The sequence below is a fragment of the Erwinia sp. 009765445 genome, from assembly GCF_058137865.1.
In genome coordinates this window covers 281567-301989 of record NZ_JBYUWC010000001.1, presented here as the reverse complement: position 1 = coordinate 301989, position 20423 = coordinate 281567, and the positions used below count along the sequence as shown (strand labels likewise).

Here is a 20423-nt window from a genome sequence, read left to right as displayed (position 1 = left end):
TTTCAGCGGCACCAAAAGCATTTGCAGGGGGCGCATTCTGAGCCTCAGCATGCATAATAATGCATTTCAGATGGCAGGAAAATCACGAGGTCCGGTGTGAACACCCCGACAAAAAATATGGCCACCGCTCCCGGCGGAACGAGTGCGCTGTTCTTTATCCAAATATTCGCCACGCTCGGTTTTGCCGTGCTCTATTCAACGCTGGTGCTTTACGCCACCAAACGGCTGGGCTTCAGCGAAGGGCAGGCCAATGCGATGATGGGGGTTTTCGGTGCGTTTAATTACGGCCTGCACCTGTTTGGTGGCTACCTGGGTGGGCGCTATCTCAGCAACCGTAACCTCTTCGTGCTGGGTATGATCCTGCAGGTTGCCGGATGTTGGGTGCTGTCGGGCCAGAGTGCCGAAGGCCTTTACTGGGGACTGGCGATGTTCCTGACCGGCAGCGGCCTTAACGTCACCTGCATCAATATGATGCTGACCCAGCGCTTTACCCCGGAAGATAACCGCCGTGAGAGCGCGTTTCTGTGGAACTACGCCGGAATGAACCTGGGCTTTTTTATCGGTTTTACCGGCGCGGGTTACTTCCAGCTCACTGAGCATTACCAGGCTCTGTTCCTGTTTGCCACACTGGGCAATGCGGTTGCTATCGTTATCTCGCTGCTGCGCTGGAAAATCCTCGCTGATATCGACACACCGCTGCTGCACGTCAGCAAAAATCAGTTCCGGAGGAGGATGCTGGCCGGTCTGGCTATTCTGGTGGTGCTGGTGCCGGTTATCCGCATCATGCTGACCCATGCTGATTTCACCGGCACGTTTGTGATTGGGCTGGGCGCGGTCATTTTTGTGCTGCTGGGGATTACCACTCTGCGCCATCGCCCGCGTGAAGAGCAGCGCCGGATGGTGGCTTATCTGATCCTCGCGCTGGGTTCACTGGTGTTCTGGACGCTGTATCAGCTGGCACCGATGGGCCTGATGTTGTTCACCGAACACAACATTATCCTTAACGTCTGGGGGATCCGTATCGCACCGCAGTGGGTGCAGAATATCAACACGCTGGTGATTGTGATTGGCGGACCGCTGCTGGCGTATAAATATTCCTTTGCAGTTCGCTTCGTCATTATTCTTTATCGGGCTTGGTATGCTGGTGCTGCCGCTGGGGATCATGCTGGCGGGTGGTGATGGTATGGTGGCCTTTAAGTGGATTGTGATCAGCTATGTTCTGCAAAGTATTGCAGAGCTGCTGCTCTCGCCGATTGGTTACGCGATGATCGGCAAACTGGCTCCGGCACGTTATCAGGGCATCATGATGGGTTGCTGGATGATGGTCACCGGCATAGCCTCGGTGCTGGCGGGTTACGTTTCCGGGCTGATGCCAGAAAACAGCGGCAGCACTGCAGCGCTGACCAACCCGGGTTACAGCCATATCTTCAGCCTGCTGGGCTGGGGCAGCGCCGTTGTCGGTTTGATCCTGCTGATGCTGATACCGCTGCTGCGCAAGCTGATACAGCAACCACAATTCCGCTAATAATTTATTGGGGTACTATTAGTATCCCAACAATTTTTGCTTGCCAGTAGCGCTTTTTTCCCCGAGCCTGAAGCAAAAACAGGAGAGCAAACATGGACATCATTTACTATCACCCTTCCTTTGATGCAGAAAAATGGCTCGCTGGCTTGCAGCTGCGCCTGCCACAGGCCCGCCTCCGTATATGGACTCCCGGTGATAATGCCCATGCTGATTATGCGCTGGTCCGTCAGCCTCCGGTCGAGATGTTACAAGGGCGTACCGGACTGAAAGGGGTCTTCGCGCTTGGTGCAGGCGTGGATGATATTCTCGACCAGCTGCGCCGCCACCCGGAATTGCTGCCAGCCGGAGTGCCGTTGTTCCGTCTGGAAGACACTGGCATGAGTCGCCAGATGCAGGAATACGCGGTTTATCACGTGCTCGGCTGGTTCCGCCGCTTTACGGAGTATCAGCAGCAGAAGCGTGAGACTTTATGGCAGCATCTGAGTAATTACTCCCGTGAAGCGTTCAGCATCGGCATTCTTGGCGCAGGTGTGCTGGGCAGCAGCGTGGCAGAAAGCCTGAAATTCTGGGGCTTTCCGGTTCGCTGCTGGAGCCGTTCCCCCAAAGATCTGCCTGGCGTCACCAGCTTCCACGGCCAGCAGCAGTTAAGCGAGTTTCTTTCCGGCACTCAGGTACTGATCAATCTGTTACCCAACACGCCACAGACCACGGGCATCCTCAACCGTCAGCTACTGAGCCAACTCAAACCGGGCGCTTTCCTGCTTAATCTTGCACGTGGTCCTCATCTGGTGGAAGCCGATCAGCTGGCGGCTATCGAGGCGGGTGAGATCAAAGCCGTCGCGCTGGATGTTTTTGTGCATGAACCGTTGCCGCAGGATCATCCTTTCTGGGGGCACCCGGCTGTCGCCATCACGCCGCATAATGCCGCTGTAACCTTGCCGGAGGAAGCTATGGATTACATTGCCAGATCCATTAACCAGCGTGAATCGGGCGCGATGCCTTCCGGCCGCGTGGACGTGGAGCGTGGTTATTAAGTCAATCCGGGGCAGGAATGCTATTCTTGCCTTACCGCAATCAGGAGAATTTTATGTACCCCGTTGACCTTCATATGCACACCGTTGCCAGTACGCACGCTTATAGCACGCTGCGAGATTACGTTCAGCAGGCGCAAACCTGCGGCGTGAAGCTGCTGGCGATTACCGATCACGGTCCGGATATGGCCGATGCGCCACACTACTGGCACTTCGTTAATATGCGTATCTGGCCGCGACTGGTTGAAGGTGTGGGTATTTTGCGCGGCATTGAAGCCAATATTAAAAATACCGACGGTGATATCGACTGCACCGGGCCGATGATGGAAGCGATGGATATTGTGGTGGCAGGCTTTCACGAGCCGGTATTTGCGCCGCGTGATAAGGCGACGAATACCGAAGCGATGATTGCAGCGATGGCCAGCGGTAACGTGCATATCATCAGCCATCCGGGTAATCCTAAATATCCTGTCGATATCCTGGCCATTGCAGCCGCAGCGGCAAAATACGATGTGGCGCTGGAGCTGAACAACTCCTCCTTTACCCATTCCCGCCCGGGAAGTGAACCGAACTGCCGGGCGATAGTGGCTGCGGTTCGCGATGCGGGAGGGCGGCTCTCCTTTGGTTCAGACTCACATACTGCGTTTACGCTCGGTAACTTTGAGCACTGCCTGCGGATTGCGAAGGAAGTTGATTTCCCGGAAGATCGCATCTTAAATGTTACGCCACGTCGCCTGCTCGACTTCCTGGAGCTGCGCACGGGCAAAAAAATTGCTGAATTTGCTGATATGTGACCCTGTCACGCTTAACCTCTGAATGGACACCCCGTCATGAATGAATTTTCGATCATCTGCCGTATCCTTGGCTCGCTCTATTATCGCCAGCCTCAGGATCCGCTGCTGGTGCCGCTTTTTACGCTGCTGCATGAAGGCAAACTGCAGCAGCACTGGCCGCTGGATCAGGATGAGCTGTTGCAGCGTTTGCAGCAGAACAGCGATCCACAGGCGCTGGCCGCCGATTACAACGCGCTGTTTGTTGGCAGTGATTGCAAGGTTCCTCCTTACGGCTCTCACTGGGATAACGGACCACAGGAGAGCGAAGTCCGTGCCTTCCTGCAAAGCCGGGGTATGCCGATGACTGATGCGCAAGCCGACCATTTTGGCGCGCTGCTGCTGGCCTCGTCCTGGCTGGAAGATCAGTCAGAAGCCGACGAGTCTCAGGCGCAGATCTCTCTGTTTGATGACTACCTGATGCCCTGGTGCGGCCAGTTCCTGGGCAAAGTGGAAGCCCATGCCAGCACGGCGTTCTACCGCACGCTGGCAGCGCTGAGTCGTGAAGCGATCCAGGCAATGCGTGACGAGCTGGAAGAGGAAGGGGACAACTGATCCTGCGCGGGTGATGCACAATTGGGCCGGATAAATTCGACCATGTGAGGAAGGCCCGTCCGGCACATTTTCATGTCAGCCGGAGGACTGTTCGAATTACAAAGGTCACTTCAGCCAGCAGGCTGAGCTGGAGCCGAGCGGTGAGGCCGGGCGCGACCAGATCAGCGGCGTGCCGGGCAGCCAGAGGGGAGAACGCAACCGGCTACCGATGCCCCAGTGGGTCATTTCGGTTTCGACGTTTTCATCATGACGCCGGGCCGGACCCAGGCCGCCAGGATGCTTTGTGTCCGCATAAGGATTATCCGTCAGCAGACAGGCGGTACGGGCCAGTGACAGACGTGCCGTGAACCCGGTGTGATTTAACCGACGCTGACGCATCCCTTCCAGCACGGCGGCAGCCATCAGATAACCCGTTGCTTGATCCAACGCCTGCACCGGCAACAGGGAAGGGGCATCGCTCCTCTTCCAGAGGCGTCCGGTATCGGCAATGCCGCATTCCATCTGCACCAGGCTGTCAAAGCCCCGGCGGTTACGCCAGGGACCGGTCCAGCCCCAGGCATTCAGACTGACATCGATCAGCCCCGGGGCGAGTTTTTGCCGCGTTTCGCTGTCATAACCCAGTTTACTCAGCGCATCGGCCCGATAGCCGTGAACGATGACATCTGCCTGCCGCAATAATGCCTCAAACGTTTCCCGTCCGGCCGCTGTTTTCAGGTCGAGCCTCGCACAGCGTTTCCCCAGCGTCACTTCCTCTGCCTGGGTGGGTTCTTCCCAGCCTGGCGGGTCGATGCGTAACACTTCCGCGCCAAGCCCTGCCAGAAAACGTGTGGCGACCGGCCCGGCAATAATCCTGGTCAGATCCAGCACTTTCACACCGAGCATGGGGCGTGCTGCGGGCAACTGCCAGTCTGGCGCGGGGGCTTCCGGCTGCAAAGTCTGCGCGATCAGCGCTTCTCTGCTGACGCTCTGCCCCTGGCGATGCTGCTGCCACGCGGCAATGCTGCGCATTTCAGCTGCACAGCCTCCGGCAGCAACGATGGCCTCTTCCAGCCCGGTCGCCTGCCACTGGCTGACGACGCTGGCCAGCGCCTGACGGCTGGGATGCTGTCCCAGCACTTTTTCCATCGCCAGACGGTGGTGCGGTGCATTGGTATGCAGTCTGATCCACCCCTCGCGGGTGGCATAGTCACCGGCAAACGCATCCCACAGCGCAGGCGCATCGCGATTTATCGGGCGGAAACTGTGCTGAAACCAGCGCGAAGCCAGACGCGCATCCACGGTCAGTTGATGAGGGGAATCAATTAAGGCTGCAGTAGCCTGCATGGCCAGTGCGGTGCTGGTCGCCGCCAGTTCGCTTACCGGATAACCGGAGCAGAGACGCTTATCGCCTGTTAAGTTGACGGTCGGTACTGGCGTGGCGGTGTTACGCAGTCCCTGCCAGAGTTGTTGCCAGAGCAGTGTGGTTAACCCGGTGTCCATTGCCTTCCTCCTTTCTCCGATCACTTTAGCAATGAAACCCGGGTTTTGCCTGGCACTAGCGCAGGCGTTGGAACTTTGGCAGGCGGGCGTGCATCCGCAGGTTTCGCAGGTTAATTACCGCAATCGCCGTCCCGGCAATCACCAGCAGCGCGCCGATAATTTTAAAGTTGTTCATGCCGTCACCAAGCACCACCACGCCCATGATCACCGACAGCACCGGCGTCAGCAGCGAGTAGGGCATAATCAGGTTAACGTTGTAACTGCGTAGCAGGGAATACCACAATGAGTAGGCCACAATTGAGGAGAAGATGGCGCTGTAAAAGATGCCGAACCAGCCCCGCCAGCTGGAGTGAACCAGGCTGTTCAGCTGATCGGTCTCCAGAATAAAGGAGGCCAGACCGACAATCGGGATCGCCAGAAAAGAGAGCCAGCCGGTCATGGTCAGAGGCTTAATCGCCGGGGATTTTTTGACGATCATATTACTGACTGCCCAACCCACCGCGCTGCACAGCAACAGGCACAGCACCCACCAGGCCGGAATAGTCGGACTGCCCGCCAGCACCACCACGCCAGTGAGCGAGGTGACAATGCCAGCGATCTGCACCAGCGTCAGCTTTTCTTTCAGGATCGCCATCGCCAGCAGCATGGCAATCGGCGTGCCGAGCTGGACCACAATGGCACCGGTCCCGGCATCGGTAAATTTCAGCCCGACAAACAGCAGAGAGAAGTGCAGGAAACCAAAAGTGAACGCCAGCGGTAGCAGATAACGCAGTTGCTCACGGGTGACTCTGGTGAAGGGGACCAGGATCGCGGCCACCACCACAAAGCGCATCATGGTGAGAAACAGCGGCGGAAGATCAAGCAATCCCCACTTAATCGCCACGTTATTAAATGCCCAGAGAGTCACGACCAGCAGAATCAGAAAAAAATGACGCAAAGCCACAAGGCTGTCCTTTCGTTCATTTAACCACCCGGTCATCATGGCACGAATTTCCGGATTTTTGAGCGCGGCAGCGGGAATTATTTCGCGACGGGCTTATGACTATTTACGGAATAACGCGACAAAATGTGATGTGACAGGGTCCGGATGGCATGCCATGATAAGTCACAGACGTCTGCAGCCAGCGGGCGACCGATAAGGACGGCCAGGCCCATTATGAGTTCTCTACCGTTAGCGATTATTCAGCTTGAAACACCGCCTGCTGCGGTGATGTCACAGATTGGCGAACAACAGCACTGGTTTGTCGCGGCGCTCGGCCTGCAGGCCGGTGACTATATTGTGGTACGTCCCGATCTTGGTGAAGACCTGCCCGATCCGGCCTCGATAGCTGCGGCCATTCTCAGCGGCTCCTGGGCGATGGTGACCGACCATGCCGGGTGGAGTGAACGCACGGCGGCCTGGATCCGTAGCGCGATGGATCACCAGTTGCCTCTTCTTGGCGTCTGCTATGGTCACCAGCTGATGGCCTACGCGCTGGGTGGGATGGTGGATGATAATCCCCGGGGGTGGGAACGGGGATTACAGCAGCTGGAAACCGCTACCGCCTGCCAGCAAGATCCGCTGCTCAGCCAGCTGCCGGAACACTTTTCCGCATGGCTTTCACATCGCCAGTCAGTGCTGCAGCCGCCGCCGGGTGCTCAGGTGCTTGCCTCTTCCGCGCTGGATCACTGCCAGATTATCCGTTACAGCCCGCATGCGCTGTCGGTTCAGTTTCATCCTGAGTTCACCGGCACCATCATGACGGCCTGTCTGCAGAATAAACCCGAAGTTAGCAGCCTGCTGACCCATCAGGAGGAACCCATCTGGCCGCGCCAGCTGTTGCAGGATTTCTGGCAGCAATCACAGTTTCCGCTTCAGCGTTCTGACATTCTCTGAGAGTCAACAATGTTAACCATTGGTTATTTTGTTGTTAAATTGCTTCGGCAATTCACTCCACAGGAGAACGATGATGCGTTACGCTTATCCGGGCACGAAAGAATCCCTGATCACCCTGAAGTCGCACTACGGCAACTTTATTAATGGTGAGTTCGTTCCGCCGGTTAACGGGAAGTATTTCACCAATTCCTCGCCTGTTAACGGCTCCGTCATCGGCGAATTTCCCCGCTCCGACAAGGATGATGTTGAGAAGGCGATTGATGCCGCCCACGCCGCTGCTGATGCCTGGGGAAAAACCTCAGTGCAGTCCCGTTCGCTGACCCTGCTGAAAATTGCCGATCGCCTGGAAGAGAATCTGGAATTTATTGCAGTCAATGAAACCTGGGATAACGGCAAACCGGTGCGTGAAACACTGGCTGCTGACCTGCCGCTGGCCGTCGATCACTTCCGTTACTTTGCCGGTTGCCTGCGTGCGCAGGAAGGTTCGGCTGCCGAAATTGATGAATTTACCGCTGCCTATCACTTCCACGAACCGCTCGGCGTGGTGGCGCAGATTATTCCGTGGAACTTCCCGCTGCTGATGGCCGCCTGGAAACTGGCTCCGGCACTCGGAGCAGGCAACTGCGTGGTGCTTAAACCGGCTGAACAGACGCCGCTGTCGGTCACGCTGTTTGTGGAATTAATTGCCGATTTACTGCCCAAAGGCGTGCTGAATGTGGTCCATGGCTATGGCCGTGAAGCCGGTGAAGCGCTGGCCGGTCATCCGCGTATCGCCAAGGTGGCCTTTACCGGCTCTACGGCAACCGGCGGCCATATCCTTGAGCTGGCGGCGAAAAACCTGATCCCTTCCACCGTCGAGCTGGGCGGCAAATCACCGAACATTTTCTTTGAAGACATTATGCAGGCCGAGCCTTCCTTTATCGAAAAAGCGGCGGAAGGTGTGGTGCTGGGCTTCCTTAATCAGGGCGAGGTTTGTACCTGTCCGTCCCGGGCGCTGGTTCAGGAATCGATTTATGCGCCATTTATGGAAGCCGTGCTGAAACGAGTGAAAAGCATCAGACGCGGTGACCCGATGGATACTGACACCATGGTGGGTGCGCAGGCTTCGCAGCAGCAGTTCGATAAGATCCTCTCCTATCTGGATATTGCCCAAAAAGAGGGGGCAGAAGTGCTGACCGGTGGCGGGATTGAGAAACTGGAAGGTGACCTGTCGACCGGCTACTACATCCAGCCGACTTTACTGAAGGGCAACAACAGCATGCGGGTTTTCCAGGAGGAGATCTTTGGGCCGGTGGTGGGGATCACCACCTTTAAAGATGAGGCTGAGGCTGTCGCGATTGCCAACGATTCAATCTACGGGCTGGGGGCTGGCGTCTGGACCAGAGATATCAACCGGGCCTATCGTGTTGGCCGGGCGATCAAGGCCGGGCGCGTCTGGACCAACTGCTATCACCTCTATCCGGCGCATGCCGCATTTGGTGGTTATAAAAAATCAGGCATCGGTCGCGAAACCCACAAGATGATGCTCGATCACTATCAGCAGACTAAAAACCTGCTGGTGAGCTACAGTGTCCAGCCGCTGGGCTTCTTCTGATTTCCTTTTCATTGTTCAGACTGCAGGTGCGTTGGCTACACTGACGCACCTCAGTCAATGACTTGATTAAGCTTCTGGAGAAACGCCCACTGGCCCTGCGGATTGGATATGTGAAGTTATTGGTGTCCCTCTGACGGCAGAGCGGAAAGTCTGCGTCTAAACTTGGGTTTTCACTTTTGCCTTTCAGGCATTTGCCCAGGAGCCTTCTATAAGGTTGATGCGTCCCGCTGTCCGAACGTTGCTGGCTGCGGCTTCACTCTTTGCCTGCAGTTCTGCTGTTGCTCTTCCCACCAGTTACCCTACCGGCACTACTTATTACGATCCGCAGAAGGCCTGGAACGGTTTTGTACTGTTGCCGGGTAATGATAATAAAACCCACCTGATTGATATGAATGGTAATGAAGTCCACCGCTGGGACTTTGAGAGCTTCCCGCCGTGGCCGCTACAGCCTGACCAGGCAAGAGGGCAGCACGGCCACATACTGGTACAGAAGGAACGTTTGCAAATGACCTCTCCGGTGGCAAACCCAGGCAATGGCATGCTTAACGCCTCGGTGGCTGAAGTGGACTGGCAGGGTAAAGTGGTCTGGCAGTGGGGGAGTCAGCAGAGTCCTGTGCATCAGCATCATGAAATGCGGCGGCTGGATAATGGCAATACTCTGGTACTGGATGCGCAACTGCGCAAGTTGCCGGGATTTGATTACCCGATAATCGATAACAGCATTGACGAAGTGTCACCGCAGGGCCGGGTGGTATGGCACTGGTCAGCGGGCGATAACCTGGAACAGTTCGGCTTTACAGCAGAGCAGATCCAGATGATTAAAGACTCCAGCGATCCGGATTTCCTGCATTTTAATACTGCTTCACCGGTTGGTCCTGACCGCTGGTTTGATGGCGGCGATAAACGCTTCGCGCCAGACAACATCATGCTTAATTCGCGCAATGCTAACGTTGCGGTGATTATTGACCGGCACACAGGCAAAGTGGTCTGGCGTATCGGGCCGGAGTATCCGGCTTTACAGTTGGGTAAACCTCTTCCCCGTCCGCTGGATCAAACGATTGGCGCACACGATCTGCATATCATTCCGAAAGGGCTTCCCGGCGCAGGTAATCTGCTGATGTTTGATAATCAGGGCAATGCGGGCTTCCCGCCAACCCGTCAGGGATTTTTCTCAGCCTCCAGAATTATCGAGGTGAATCCGGTCAGTAAGCAGATTGTCTGGGAATATGACGGGGAGAAATCTGGTCAGGCCATCTGGAGCTTCTACAGCGCCTTTATCAGCAGCGTCCAGCGCCTGCCGAATGGTAACACCTTGATTGATGAAGGCCAGCATGGCCGTCTGTTCCAGGTGACGCCTTCCGGTGAGATCGTCTGGGAATACGTCAGCCCCTGGTTTGGCCGTTCGATGCCGCGCGATCGCTATATTACTAATCAGGTCTACCGCGCACAGCTGGTGGATTATGGTTGGGCGCCACCGGGCACGCCTCATCAGGAAAAAGCGGTGAAGGCGGACTGTGTGCGCTATCCGGTTGCGCCGGGCTGTTTCACGCCGTGATCCCTTTAACATATTGATTTTTCTTATGAGCGAGATTCTTGCTGACCCGCTGAGAATGTGGCACGCTGCCATAGGGTTGTATATACAACAAAGCACAACCCGGGCACACCATCACGTCACCCGGTTCCATGACGTTCCCATGGATCGGTGGCTCCCTCTCAGCTCAGGAGTGAATTATGGCGTCAGCATCCTCTGCTCCGCACGACAGCGAGCGTGCAGCATCCGGCCTTATTGAAAGCCGCAGTATCGATTACATCCCCGAATCAGAGCGCCATGGCACGGTTTTCAGCCAGTTCACGCTGTGGTTTGGCGGCAATCTGCAAATTACCGCCATAGTAACCGGAGCGCTGGCCGTGGTACTGGGCGGCGATGTGGTCTGGTCGCTGATTGGCCTGCTGGTCGGACAGATCCTCGGGGCAGGGATTATGGCACTGCATGCGGTGCAGGGACCCCGCCTCGGTCTGCCGCAGATGATTACCTGCCGGACACAGTTTGGTGTATACGGTGCGGTGATCCCGCTAATCCTGGTCTGTGTCATGTATGTTGGTTTTTCTGCCAGCGGCACCGTGCTGGCCGGGCAGGCGCTGGCGCATTTAGCCAGTATCAGCGACCGGGCAGGGATTGTTGCTTTTGGGGTCATTATTATCGTGGTGGCCACGCTGGGTTACCGGTTAATCCACGGTCTGGGAAAAGTCGCCAGCGTGGTCGGCGTGTTGACTTTTATCTACCTGTTTTTCCGTCTGTTGCTGGAAAATGATGTCGGCGCGTTGCTGAGCAACAACCATTTTTCTTTGTCGATGTTCCTGCTGGCGATGTCACTGTCGTCCTCCTGGCAGATTGCGTTTTGCCCCTATGTTTCTGACTACTCGCGCTATTTACCGCGTAATGTTTCCGCAAAAAAAACCTTCCTGGCGGTATTTGCCGGAACGGCGTTGGGCACGCAGCTTTCAATGACTCTGGGGGTGATTGCCGCAGCCCTGGCGGGCAAGGCTTTCTCCGGTAATGAAGTCGGTTATATCGTCGGGCTGGGATCGACCGGGTCAATGGCGCTGGTGCTCTATTTTGCTATCTGCTTCGGCAAAATTACTTTCACCACGCTCAATGCCTATGGCAGCTTTATGTCGCTGACCACCATTGTGTGCGGGTTCAGAAAGACGGCTGCGATCACCGCGGCGGGAAGGATTATCTTTATCGTCAGCATGGTGGCGATCAGCTGTGCTATTGCGATGCTCAGCGAGCCCTCTTTTCTCAAGTCCTTTACCCAGTTTTTGCTGTTCCTGCTGGCGTTCTTTGTGCCCTGGAGCGCCATGAACCTGATGGATTACTATTTTATCTCCCGTGGGCACGTGGATATTCCAGCGCTCTCCAATCCGCAGGGCCGCTACAAGCGCTGGAACATGGCGGGTATCGGCACTTATGTTGTGGGCGTGCTGATCCAGCTGCCGTTTATCTCTAACGGCTTTTACAGCGGCTCGCTGGTCTGGCTGTTTGAGGGCAACGATATCTCGTGGATTATCGGCTGGGTGTTCACCGCGCTGTGTTGGTTGCTGGTTAACCGCAGCGTGAAGCAGCCCCGGTTACAGGCCACTATTTTTCCTGAGAACGACTGAAGCCGGATGGAGGAGGGCGGAATGCATTCCGCCCGTCAGCGTTTATCCCGTCTTACGGGGTGCCAGCAGTCCGACAATCTGTGATTCGGGCACCGCCTGAGAGAACAGATAACCCTGCAGTTGATTACATCCTGCTTCGGCCAGCGCCGCCATCTGGCTGCTGGTTTCCACTCCTCCGGCCGTTACCGTCAGCCCCATGGCCTGGCCCAGCTTCACCACCGACTCGATGATTGCAACAGCGTTTTCGGTCATGCCCAGCGACTGGGTGAAAGAACGGTCAATCTTGATTTTATCTACCGGGAAGTGGCTCAGGTAGTTCAGGCTGGAGTATCCGGTGCCGAAGTCATCCAGCGCAATACGGAATCCTGCCTGACGCAATTTTTTGATAATCTCCTGTGCCTCTTTTTCGTCTTCGATCAGTACGCCTTCGGTGATTTCCAGTTCAATGCGGGAGGGCAGCGTTTTCTCCTTTTTGACAATAGCTTTGATTCGCTCAACAAAACCGCTCGCCCGAAACTGCAGCGGAGAGACGTTCACCGCAATGGTCAGTTCTGGCCAGGCCAGCGACACCCGGCAGGCTTCACGCAGCACCCATTCGCCAATCTGAATAATCAGCCCCATCTCCTCGGCCAGCGGGATAAACTCTGTGGGCGGGACAGGACCGCGGACGGGATGGTTCCAGCGCATCAGTGCCTCCAGTCCCACCACCTTTTGCCCTGAAATGTCCATCAGCGGCTGGTAGTACACCGCCAGGTCGCGTTTGGTTTGCAGGGCCAGACGCAAATCAGCGGCTACCTGCTGGCGGGTTTTAACGGATTCATCCATCACCTGTTCAAAGACGCGATACTGTCCCCGGCCCTGGCTCTTGGCCTCATACAGGGCAATATCCGCTTTGCGCATTATCTCGGAACGATCGGTAGCATCCTGCGGGGCGAGCGCCACGCCAATCCAGGTTTCGCTGCCCAGCAAAGTGAAGGAGCGGCCGAGGGATTCGATGATTTTTTCACACAACTGCTGGATATCCCGCGGTGAGTGAACGCCGTCGATAATCACCACAAATTCATCGCCACCCAGACGACCCACGCTGTCTTTTTCTCTGACCAGCTGGCTGAGCCGGTGGCCCACCTCAATGATTAAATCATCACCCGCATGATGGCCGTAGGTATCATTAACCAGTTTGAAACGGTCCAGATCGAGTAAAAGCAGGGCCACCTGTTCATCATTACGCATCAGTTTGCTCAGGAGCTGGGTCAGACGGTCTTCGACCAGTGCGCGGTTTGGCAGGCCGGTCAGCACATCATGAAAAGCCAGATGCTGCGCCTGTGCCTCGCTGGCACTGAGCTGCAACAGCGATTGGGACAATTTCAGCGAGGACAACCACAACCGGCGGATCATCACCACGCAAATCAGCGTAATGATCAGCACAACCACCAGCACCAGTGGGCCGATGACATGCAGCATTTGCGTGCCAGGCGTATCAGGACGCCAGGAGAGATGACCGAGTGGCTTTCCCTCTTTATTGGTGAGTAACCAGTTCGCGCCATTGGGGTCCGGGTTGCCATCCACGTATCGCAGATCTTTGAGCAGGCTCCGTTGGGCAAGAGACTCAAGGTAGTTGCTGTCCAGATACTTGACGCTGACGAGCGTGAACCTGCTGCTCTGACCGTTATCACCGTCAACGGTGCCCATCGCCAGCGCGGCCGGACGATTATCAATAAGCGTGAAATCAACCCGATCACGGTGATGACTTCCGCTTTGCGAGGGAATCTGCAACTGCTGCATCATTGCCATCACCGGTTGCTGCAGATGAGCAAACTGAGTGGCGGAAACATTCTTACCATTCTCCCAGCGATAGACCGGCTGGTTGTTGGCATCAAGGATATAAACCAGCTGGTGACCAAACATTCCGGAAAGCCAGCTACCCACATTCTGGTTCAGCCACGCGGTATTTTTGGGCGTCAGTGCCAGCTGGCGGGCCAGTGGATCCTACAAGGACAGGCTTCGGTGCTGTATGATCATCTCTTCCAGGCTCTGCGAAAGAGAAGTTTTGATTATCTGTTGCTGTTGTGCCTCTGCGCTGGCATTGCTCCTGGAGGTCGCCCACCAGACAGTAAAGCTGGCCGCTGTAAAAGTGATTAGCAGCACCAGGACAAGTGGCAGAAGGATTTCGCGGATAAAATGGCTGCGGAAACTGTCTGAAATTTTCATCTATTTTATGATCTCTTCTGTCTGACAGCGGTGGCGTAAGCCCTCTTTCAGGCTAGCATAAATCTCAGGACAGACTTTCACAGCGGAGAGAGATCGTGAGAAAGGCTGCTTTTTCAGCGTTTTATTAGTGAAGTACTGGTTAACCAATAAATTTCTTTTACTGATGACGAAAGTTCCACTGAGGCATCCCTGGCCTGATAAGTAGGGTGAAGCGGGGCTGGGTTAGCGTTAAGTGTTGCTGATGTTAAATGGATGCAGCTGTCTGAAGGAAGGGCGTATTCTTCAGAAGTGCAAAAGTAACCTTTTATGGCTGACCGGGGAAATGGCCCTTTTTCTGTCCGGCTTTGCATGCAGCAGGTGATTCTTTGCAATCGAAATACTCAGGACGCGAATACTGTTTGCATTACGATTGGGTAAACTCTGTAAGCAAAAATATTTTTTCCCAAAATGGGGGTAAGGAGAAAGGCATGAAAATGCACTGGAGAAACTGATTGTAAGTTATGAGTTATTCTATTTATTAATGACTTTATCGCTTCATAAGGGAAGTTGGATGTTAAGAATTTCCTCAGGTGATGGTTACAGCTTGTAAAACAGCCTGACTAAGAAAAGTCCTGGTGGTATGAGTTGTTGATGATTCGTTTAGGGGAGGTTTATTCGAAAATTATCACCGGAAAGAGGTCCATACAATACTTAAATAAGACTTTAAATAATTCAAAGTTACAATGCTTTTAATGTTAAAAATAATGTTGATACACAAGAGGGTATTAATTTCATTTGCAATTAAAAACAAATTGGTTACATAGGAATATAATTAGTATTTTACCCGGGTATAATTCCTAATCCACGCTTAACAGTCGAATGAACATTGAAATTATGGCGCTATTGTTGTTTATTATGGCCCATGCTTTTCGTTAAGAAGAAGAAGACTATGACGCAAAAACTGCTGTCGGTCGTTATCCCTGTCGATAACGCCGAAAAAAATGTCGCCCATTGCGTGGCAGCATTACTTCGCCAGTCTCCCGTTCCTGACGAGATTATTATTGTTCATCACCAGTCTGACACCGCTACGGCGGATGCGCTCCGTGAAATTTCCGGACAGGCTGGTATCGTTATTGCCGCTCAACCCGCCGGGGAAACCCAGAATCTTTGTGATTATGGTACCGGTCTGGCACAGAGTAAATGGCTGTACTGCTGCGACCCTGACGGGCTGGTCAGCGACGGATTTTGTGCGGATTTTACCCGGATCATTGCCAGTCACCCGCAGGTTGAGCTGTTCTGTTTTAACACCAGGACAGATGAGACAAATCCGTCCTTCAGCGCCCGGGATCATGTTGTTCATCGCCGCCATGGCCTGATGACGGCCCGGCAGGCGTTCAGCGATATGCTGCAGAATGGCGTCTGTCATTCAGCGACCTGTAACTTTGTTGTGCAGAAGCAAAAGCTGGACAGTTGGCAGATTATGCACTGCAAACCCCTGTGTCAGGATTCCACTTACACGCTGGAAGTTTTCCTGCGATCCGGCCAGGCCTGGGTCAGCGACAAGTGCCATTACAGTCTGCGTTCGCCCGCCGCCGTAGCGGTAGTCTCGGTGAAAGACGAACACAGTTTCCGTGGCCGTTATGATGCCTTTGTCAGTGGCTATGAAAAATTAACGCGACTCTCTGAAGATTCTCGTGCTTCACAGGAATTACGGCGGCTGTATCTTATTCAGTCTTTTAAATCGATGATGCAGATCGCGCAGAATAATGGTATTCAGACGCCTGATTTTTTATTTAATGCCATCCATTACTTTGGTCGTGACTTACGGGCAGGTTCATTGACTAACTGGATATTGCTGAGAAAACCGGAACTATATAATGTGTTTTTTCGCACTAAGTCTGGTACTGCTCATGTTTAGCGCTGCTTAAGTGTTGGCTGTTTTAATTTTGAAACCTGGTCTTCTTACCCTGAATAACAGCCGGAATGGCTGTGGTAAGCATGCCGGGTGCCTTTCTTTTATAACAAATTGTTGCTGAAGGTGATCAAAGAAGCCAGCGGCTGGCCGCTGCATGGTTTTTTAAGATTATTTCCCTGATGCCGTACCAGCGACAATTTGTTAGTCTGAATTATCAAATCCTGGTATCTCAGTCACAATAAGAAGAGATTATGTCGATTAAGCGTAATGCGGTTGCGAATTATGTCGGGCAACTCTATTCCACTCTGGCCGGTATTCTTGTCGTGCCATTGTATATTCATCAGCTGGGAATGGAGATTTATGGCCTGATCGGTTTTTTCTCTATTTTGCTGACCTGGCTCCAACTGCTGGACGTGGGGATCTCCACCACTCTGTTACGTGAAGCGGCCCGCTATCGTGCTAATAAAGAACAGAATCCCTATTTTCCTTCCCTGTTTGGCACGCTGGGCAAGTTTTTCCTGATCTCCTCGGCCGTACTGGTGGTGCTGGGCTGGATTGCCACGCCTTACATTGCCTCTCACTGGCTGCATGCGAAAACCATTCCTCATCAGGATCTGATTATTGCCGTGGCGGTGATGGTGCTGACGGCGGCTATCCGCTGGCGTACCGGACCTTTCCGCAGCGTGATTGTCGGTTATGAACACCAGGTCTGGCTGAATGCGTTGAACGTGATTGTCATTACGCTGCGTACTTTTGGTGCGGTGTTTGTGATTCGTTTTGCTTCCAACCCGGTGATCTTCTTCTTTGGCTGGCAGCTTGCGATCTCGGTGGCTGAAGCCGCCTGCTGTATCTTCAAGTCTTACCAGCTGGTTCCGCGCACGGGTCGCAAAACCAAAGCGCCGGACTTTAACACCGTCATCAAACCTTTCCTGAAATTTGCGCTGGGTGCGGCTTTTTCCAGCGCCATCTGGACCTTTATTTCGCAGATTGACCGTCTGGTGCTTTCCAAAACGCTGCCGCTGGCAACCTACGGTTCCTTTACCGTGGTGGCAACGGCTGCCACCGGCATCGTGATGCTGAGCAGCCCGATCATGCAGGCTATCGTGCCAAGAATGACCGGGATGAAAACCAACACAGGGAATGGTGAGCAGGAAACCCTGAAGCTCTACCGCTGGACCACTCAGGCCGTCAGTATCTTTATGGCACCGCTGAGTATCACCATTGCTCTGTATCCGACCCAGCTGATCTGGGCATGGACGCAGAATGCCCTGATTGGCGAACAGATGTCGCTGGTGATGACTCTTTATGCTCTGGGCAGCGGGATTCAGGCTATTTGTGGTCTGCTTTATAACCTGCAATACGTCAGTGGCAACCTGTCGCTGCACATGAAAGGCTTTACCGTTTTTGCCATCGTGCTGATCCCTCTGAACATCTTTGCGGCAATGCATTATGGCGCGCTGGGAACCGGCGTGGTCTGGCTGGGGCAGAACATCTTCTACCTGCTGGTCTGGGCTTATATTGTGCACCGTAAGTTTGCCCCGAAAATTCATATTCCCTGGCTGACCCGCGACGTGATGCTGATTTGGGGTGTCTCCGCCGTGGTGGCCTTCGTCTCGCTGTACATTCCTTTTGAGTGGAACGTTAACCGCTGGCTGAACCTGCTGTTCCTCGGAATTATCGGCTTTATCAACCTGGTGATCTGCTGCCTGTTCCACAGCAAGGTCGGGGAATCTCTCAAAAACATGACTTTTCGTCGACTGAACCTGCGGGGAGAAAGATGAGCACTGTCAACGTCCAGGCTGAGAAGCCAACCCTGTCAGTCATTATCCCCGTCTATAACGGACGGGAATATCTGAGTGAAGCAATTGATTCACTGCTTCGGCAAACTGCAATGCCGGATGAGATCATTATCATTGATGATGGCTCTACTGATGGAACTGACCAGCTGATCGCCGACTATTGCGCCGCTCACTCTTTTATCAGGTTGATCCGCAATGCCCGCGGTGGCGTGAGTGCTGCCCGTAATAAAGGCCTCGACATCGCTACCGGGCAGTTCATCTATTTCATGGATGCGGATGATTATGTCGGTCCGACGCTGTTTGCCGATTTTATTCGTGAAAAGCAGGCCTGCCCGGACCTGGAGCTGTTCGGCTTCTCAGCGAAAATGTTCCCGGACCTGCCAGTGGAAAAGAGAACCTATGAAAATGCTCATGGCCGGGCAACCGTGGGCCTTTTTAAGGGAGGAACCCAAACACTGCAGCAGTTGCTTGACACTGAATCCGCTCACCGGGTGCTGTGGTCAAGCGTGATCTCCCGCGAGTTAATTAACCGCAGCGGCAGCGTTTTTCTGCCGATCCAGAATCATGAAGATGCGCCGTTTATGTTTAATCTTTATCTCCAGGCCCGGTGTCTGTTCCTCACCGCCAATGCTTACTACTTCAAGCGGTACAGCCTGGGGTCGCTGTCGGTGGCGACCCGTGATTTCTCGTGGGTGAAGAACTATTTCATTGCCCGGGAGGGGACCGAGAAGGCTATTCTGGCTTCCGGTATCCCGGTGGACAATAAGTTGATTGATTACTACTACTCTCCGGTGATGGGAGGGTGCCTGGCCATGGTGAGAAAACACGATATGGCCGTGCCGAAAGAGTATCAACCGGCTTTCAGTTCACTGGTGCGTAAGATGACCCGTAACAATCTGAAGTTCAGCATTATCTGGTACTGTCATCCTCTTTACACCAGCCTGACCTGGTGTAAAAGAAAGCTCTCTGGTTTTAGCATGACCTGATCCCTGTTCAGGGATCTTTGCGGCTGGCGGCAGCAATTTTTGCCTGCCGCCAGTTGAGTAAAGGCGTTACGGAAATGCCGTGTACCACCACGCTGGCGACAATCAGCGTAAAGGCCATATTGGCCATCCGCGTCACCTCTTCTCCTGCCAGCCCGTGAGTATAAGCCCAGGCAATATAGTTAATACTGCCAATCCCCCGGATACCCAGCCAGCCGATAATCAGCCGGTGCTGGCGTGGAGCTTTTATTCCCAGGGTTGCAATCCATACGGAAGCCGGACGGATCAGTAAGAAAAGCAGGGCCGCCATGACTAACCCCGCCGGGTCCCAGTGCTGAGCCAGTGTGACCCCCAGCACAATGATGATCCCCGCGGCGAACAAGCGTTCCACCGTATCGCCAAAAGAGAGTGCGTCACCCACCACCAGGCCTGCCGAACTGGCGGGATTGGTTTCACCCGGTTCGTGACGGATATGGGGATTGACCATAACCTCTGCCGGAGGCCGGTTTTCGCTGTCCTGAAAGATGTCTGCGGGCTGGCGGTTAATGACCCGCATCTCGGCGCGGCGCAGTCCCACTCCGGCAGCAAAGGCGGCGAGAAATCCTGAGGCATCCAGGGCCTGTGCTGCAGCATAGCTGAGGGCAATCAGCGCCAGCGCCAGGAAATCATTCGGTGCCACGTCCTGATGCGTATGGCGCAAATGCGTGGCGTACTGTCCGACAAAGCGCCCCAGTGCAAATCCAATCCCCAGTCCGCCTGCAATGGCCCAGAGCACATCCTTCAGCGCCCACTGACCAAACTGCTCCAGGGATAAGTCGCCATGTCCGGCAATCAGCATCACTGCCAGCATCAGCAGCGGCAGGGCGGTGCCATCATTCATTCCCGCTTCACTTGAGAGCGAAACGCGCAGGTTATCGTTATCCCGCGCATCATTCACAGAGATCAGACTGGCCAGTACCGGGTCGGTGGGGGCGACAATCGCGGCAAATGCCAGAGCGAACGGCCAGGAAAGACCGGTGAGAAAGTGAGCCGCCACCGTCACGCCCGCCACGGTAAGCAGCATGCCGGGAAACGCCAGCCGCAGCCCAATACGCCAGCCCTGGCTTTTTAACGGCAATCTCAGCTTCAGACCGGTAATAAACAGCGAAGCGGCCATTGCTATTTCGGTGATATTTTTCGCCAGTTCAGCATGCGCCGCGATATCAACCCGCAGCAGGTCCAGCACCCAGGGACCGCTGATCACACCGGCGACCAGATAGAGGGCAAATGCCGTCACCGGGCCACGGTTGATCCAGCCTGATGCCAGTGACATTAACAGTAACAGTCCGCCGGTGGCGGCGGTCCAGCCAAGAAATCCCATTTTTACTCCTGTTTCAGTTTACTTAAGTATGGACGCGAAACGGGTAGCCTGTTGAAAAGGCGTCTTTTTAAGACAATTTCAGGACGGGAATGCCACCAGAGATACGCATTCTGTGCCGTTGTTC

At 54.5% G+C, this 20423-nt stretch carries 14 protein-coding genes and 1 pseudogene; 11 read left to right on the top strand and 4 right to left on the bottom strand.

Features of this window, described 5'->3' with window-relative positions:
- Positions 1-117 precede the first annotated feature (117 nt).
- From AC3Y5R_RS01345 to AC3Y5R_RS01330, 4 genes and pseudogenes are all read left to right on the top strand, one after another.
- Positions 118-1525, top strand: a pseudogene (locus AC3Y5R_RS01345) (peptide MFS transporter).
- Between the two features lie 92 nt (positions 1526-1617).
- Entirely contained in the window at positions 1618-2559 is a 942-nt protein-coding gene (gene ghrA / locus AC3Y5R_RS01340; protein WP_489919809.1) for a glyoxylate/hydroxypyruvate reductase GhrA, read from the top strand.
- Positions 2560-2612: 53 nt separating this feature from the next.
- Positions 2613-3350 (top strand): phosphatase, encoded by a 738-nt coding sequence (locus AC3Y5R_RS01335; RefSeq protein WP_158784768.1) that lies wholly within the window; start codon positions 2613-2615, stop codon positions 3348-3350.
- A gap of 36 nt (positions 3351-3386) precedes the next feature.
- On the top strand, positions 3387-3941 hold the full coding sequence (locus tag AC3Y5R_RS01330) for a TorD/DmsD family molecular chaperone (protein ID WP_489919808.1): 555 nt from the start codon (positions 3387-3389) through the stop codon (positions 3939-3941).
- Between the two features lie 105 nt (positions 3942-4046).
- Here the strand turns inward: AC3Y5R_RS01330 and AC3Y5R_RS01325 are convergent, their stop codons facing one another.
- Positions 4047-5420, bottom strand: a complete 1374-nt coding sequence (locus AC3Y5R_RS01325) for a CoA transferase (protein ID WP_489919807.1) — start codon at positions 5418-5420, stop codon at positions 4047-4049.
- Positions 5421-5475: 55 nt separating this feature from the next.
- Complete coding sequence (locus AC3Y5R_RS01320; protein ID WP_489919806.1) at positions 5476-6363, bottom strand: DMT family transporter; 888 nt, start codon at positions 6361-6363, stop codon at positions 5476-5478.
- A 213-nt stretch (positions 6364-6576) separates the two neighbouring features.
- Here AC3Y5R_RS01320 and AC3Y5R_RS01315 point away from each other — a divergent pair, with 213 nt between their 5' ends.
- From AC3Y5R_RS01315 to AC3Y5R_RS01300, 4 genes are all read left to right on the top strand, one after another.
- The gene (locus AC3Y5R_RS01315) at positions 6577-7296 is read left to right on the top strand and encodes a glutamine amidotransferase (RefSeq protein WP_489919805.1); all 720 of its coding nucleotides are present in this window, start codon (positions 6577-6579) and stop codon (positions 7294-7296) included.
- Positions 7297-7369: 73 nt separating this feature from the next.
- Entirely contained in the window at positions 7370-8890 is a 1521-nt protein-coding gene (gene exaC / locus AC3Y5R_RS01310; protein WP_489919924.1) for an acetaldehyde dehydrogenase ExaC, read from the top strand.
- 217 nt (positions 8891-9107) lie between these two features.
- Positions 9108-10445, top strand: a complete 1338-nt coding sequence (locus tag AC3Y5R_RS01305) for an aryl-sulfate sulfotransferase (RefSeq protein ID WP_489919923.1) — start codon at positions 9108-9110, stop codon at positions 10443-10445.
- A 176-nt stretch (positions 10446-10621) separates the two neighbouring features.
- Positions 10622-12055, top strand: coding sequence for a purine-cytosine permease family protein (locus tag AC3Y5R_RS01300; RefSeq protein ID WP_489919804.1), 1434 nt, complete (start codon positions 10622-10624; stop codon positions 12053-12055).
- A gap of 42 nt (positions 12056-12097) precedes the next feature.
- On the opposite strand, the gene AC3Y5R_RS01295 is transcribed toward AC3Y5R_RS01300, so the two are convergent.
- The gene (locus AC3Y5R_RS01295) at positions 12098-14017 is read right to left on the bottom strand and encodes a bifunctional diguanylate cyclase/phosphodiesterase (RefSeq protein ID WP_489919922.1); all 1920 of its coding nucleotides are present in this window, start codon (positions 14015-14017) and stop codon (positions 12098-12100) included.
- 1174 nt (positions 14018-15191) lie between these two features.
- Here AC3Y5R_RS01295 and AC3Y5R_RS01290 point away from each other — a divergent pair.
- The 3 genes from AC3Y5R_RS01290 (at position 15192) to AC3Y5R_RS01280 (ending at position 18942) form a co-directional block, all read left to right on the top strand.
- On the top strand, positions 15192-16160 hold the full coding sequence (locus tag AC3Y5R_RS01290; protein ID WP_489919803.1) for a glycosyltransferase: 969 nt from the start codon (positions 15192-15194) through the stop codon (positions 16158-16160).
- Positions 16161-16408: 248 nt separating this feature from the next.
- Positions 16409-17938, top strand: a complete 1530-nt coding sequence (locus tag AC3Y5R_RS01285) for a lipopolysaccharide biosynthesis protein (protein ID WP_489919802.1) — start codon at positions 16409-16411, stop codon at positions 17936-17938.
- On the top strand, positions 17935-18942 hold the full coding sequence (locus tag AC3Y5R_RS01280; protein ID WP_489919801.1) for a glycosyltransferase family 2 protein: 1008 nt from the start codon (positions 17935-17937) through the stop codon (positions 18940-18942). Before AC3Y5R_RS01285 ends, AC3Y5R_RS01280 begins: the two co-directional genes overlap by 4 nt.
- 7 nt (positions 18943-18949) lie before the next feature.
- Here the strand turns inward: AC3Y5R_RS01280 and AC3Y5R_RS01275 are convergent, their stop codons facing one another.
- The gene (locus AC3Y5R_RS01275) at positions 18950-20299 is read right to left on the bottom strand and encodes a cation:proton antiporter (RefSeq protein WP_489919800.1); all 1350 of its coding nucleotides are present in this window, start codon (positions 20297-20299) and stop codon (positions 18950-18952) included.
- Between the last annotated feature and the right edge of the window lie 124 nt (positions 20300-20423).

Coding starts and splice junctions, on each gene's coding strand:
- ghrA (WP_489919809.1), top strand. CDS start 1,618: ATGGACATCATTTACTATCACCCTTCCTTTGATGCAGAAAAATGGCTC.
- AC3Y5R_RS01335 (WP_158784768.1), top strand. CDS start 2,613: ATGTACCCCGTTGACCTTCATATGCACACCGTTGCCAGTACGCACGCT.
- AC3Y5R_RS01330 (WP_489919808.1), top strand. CDS start 3,387: ATGAATGAATTTTCGATCATCTGCCGTATCCTTGGCTCGCTCTATTAT.
- AC3Y5R_RS01325 (WP_489919807.1), bottom strand. CDS start 5,420: ATGGACACCGGGTTAACCACACTGCTCTGGCAACAACTCTGGCAGGGA.
- AC3Y5R_RS01315 (WP_489919805.1), top strand. CDS start 6,577: ATGAGTTCTCTACCGTTAGCGATTATTCAGCTTGAAACACCGCCTGCT.
- exaC (WP_489919924.1), top strand. CDS start 7,370: ATGCGTTACGCTTATCCGGGCACGAAAGAATCCCTGATCACCCTGAAG.
- AC3Y5R_RS01305 (WP_489919923.1), top strand. CDS start 9,108: ATGCGTCCCGCTGTCCGAACGTTGCTGGCTGCGGCTTCACTCTTTGCC.
- AC3Y5R_RS01300 (WP_489919804.1), top strand. CDS start 10,622: ATGGCGTCAGCATCCTCTGCTCCGCACGACAGCGAGCGTGCAGCATCC.
- AC3Y5R_RS01290 (WP_489919803.1), top strand. CDS start 15,192: ATGACGCAAAAACTGCTGTCGGTCGTTATCCCTGTCGATAACGCCGAA.
- AC3Y5R_RS01285 (WP_489919802.1), top strand. CDS start 16,409: ATGTCGATTAAGCGTAATGCGGTTGCGAATTATGTCGGGCAACTCTAT.
- AC3Y5R_RS01280 (WP_489919801.1), top strand. CDS start 17,935: ATGAGCACTGTCAACGTCCAGGCTGAGAAGCCAACCCTGTCAGTCATT.
- AC3Y5R_RS01275 (WP_489919800.1), bottom strand. CDS start 20,299: ATGGGATTTCTTGGCTGGACCGCCGCCACCGGCGGACTGTTACTGTTA.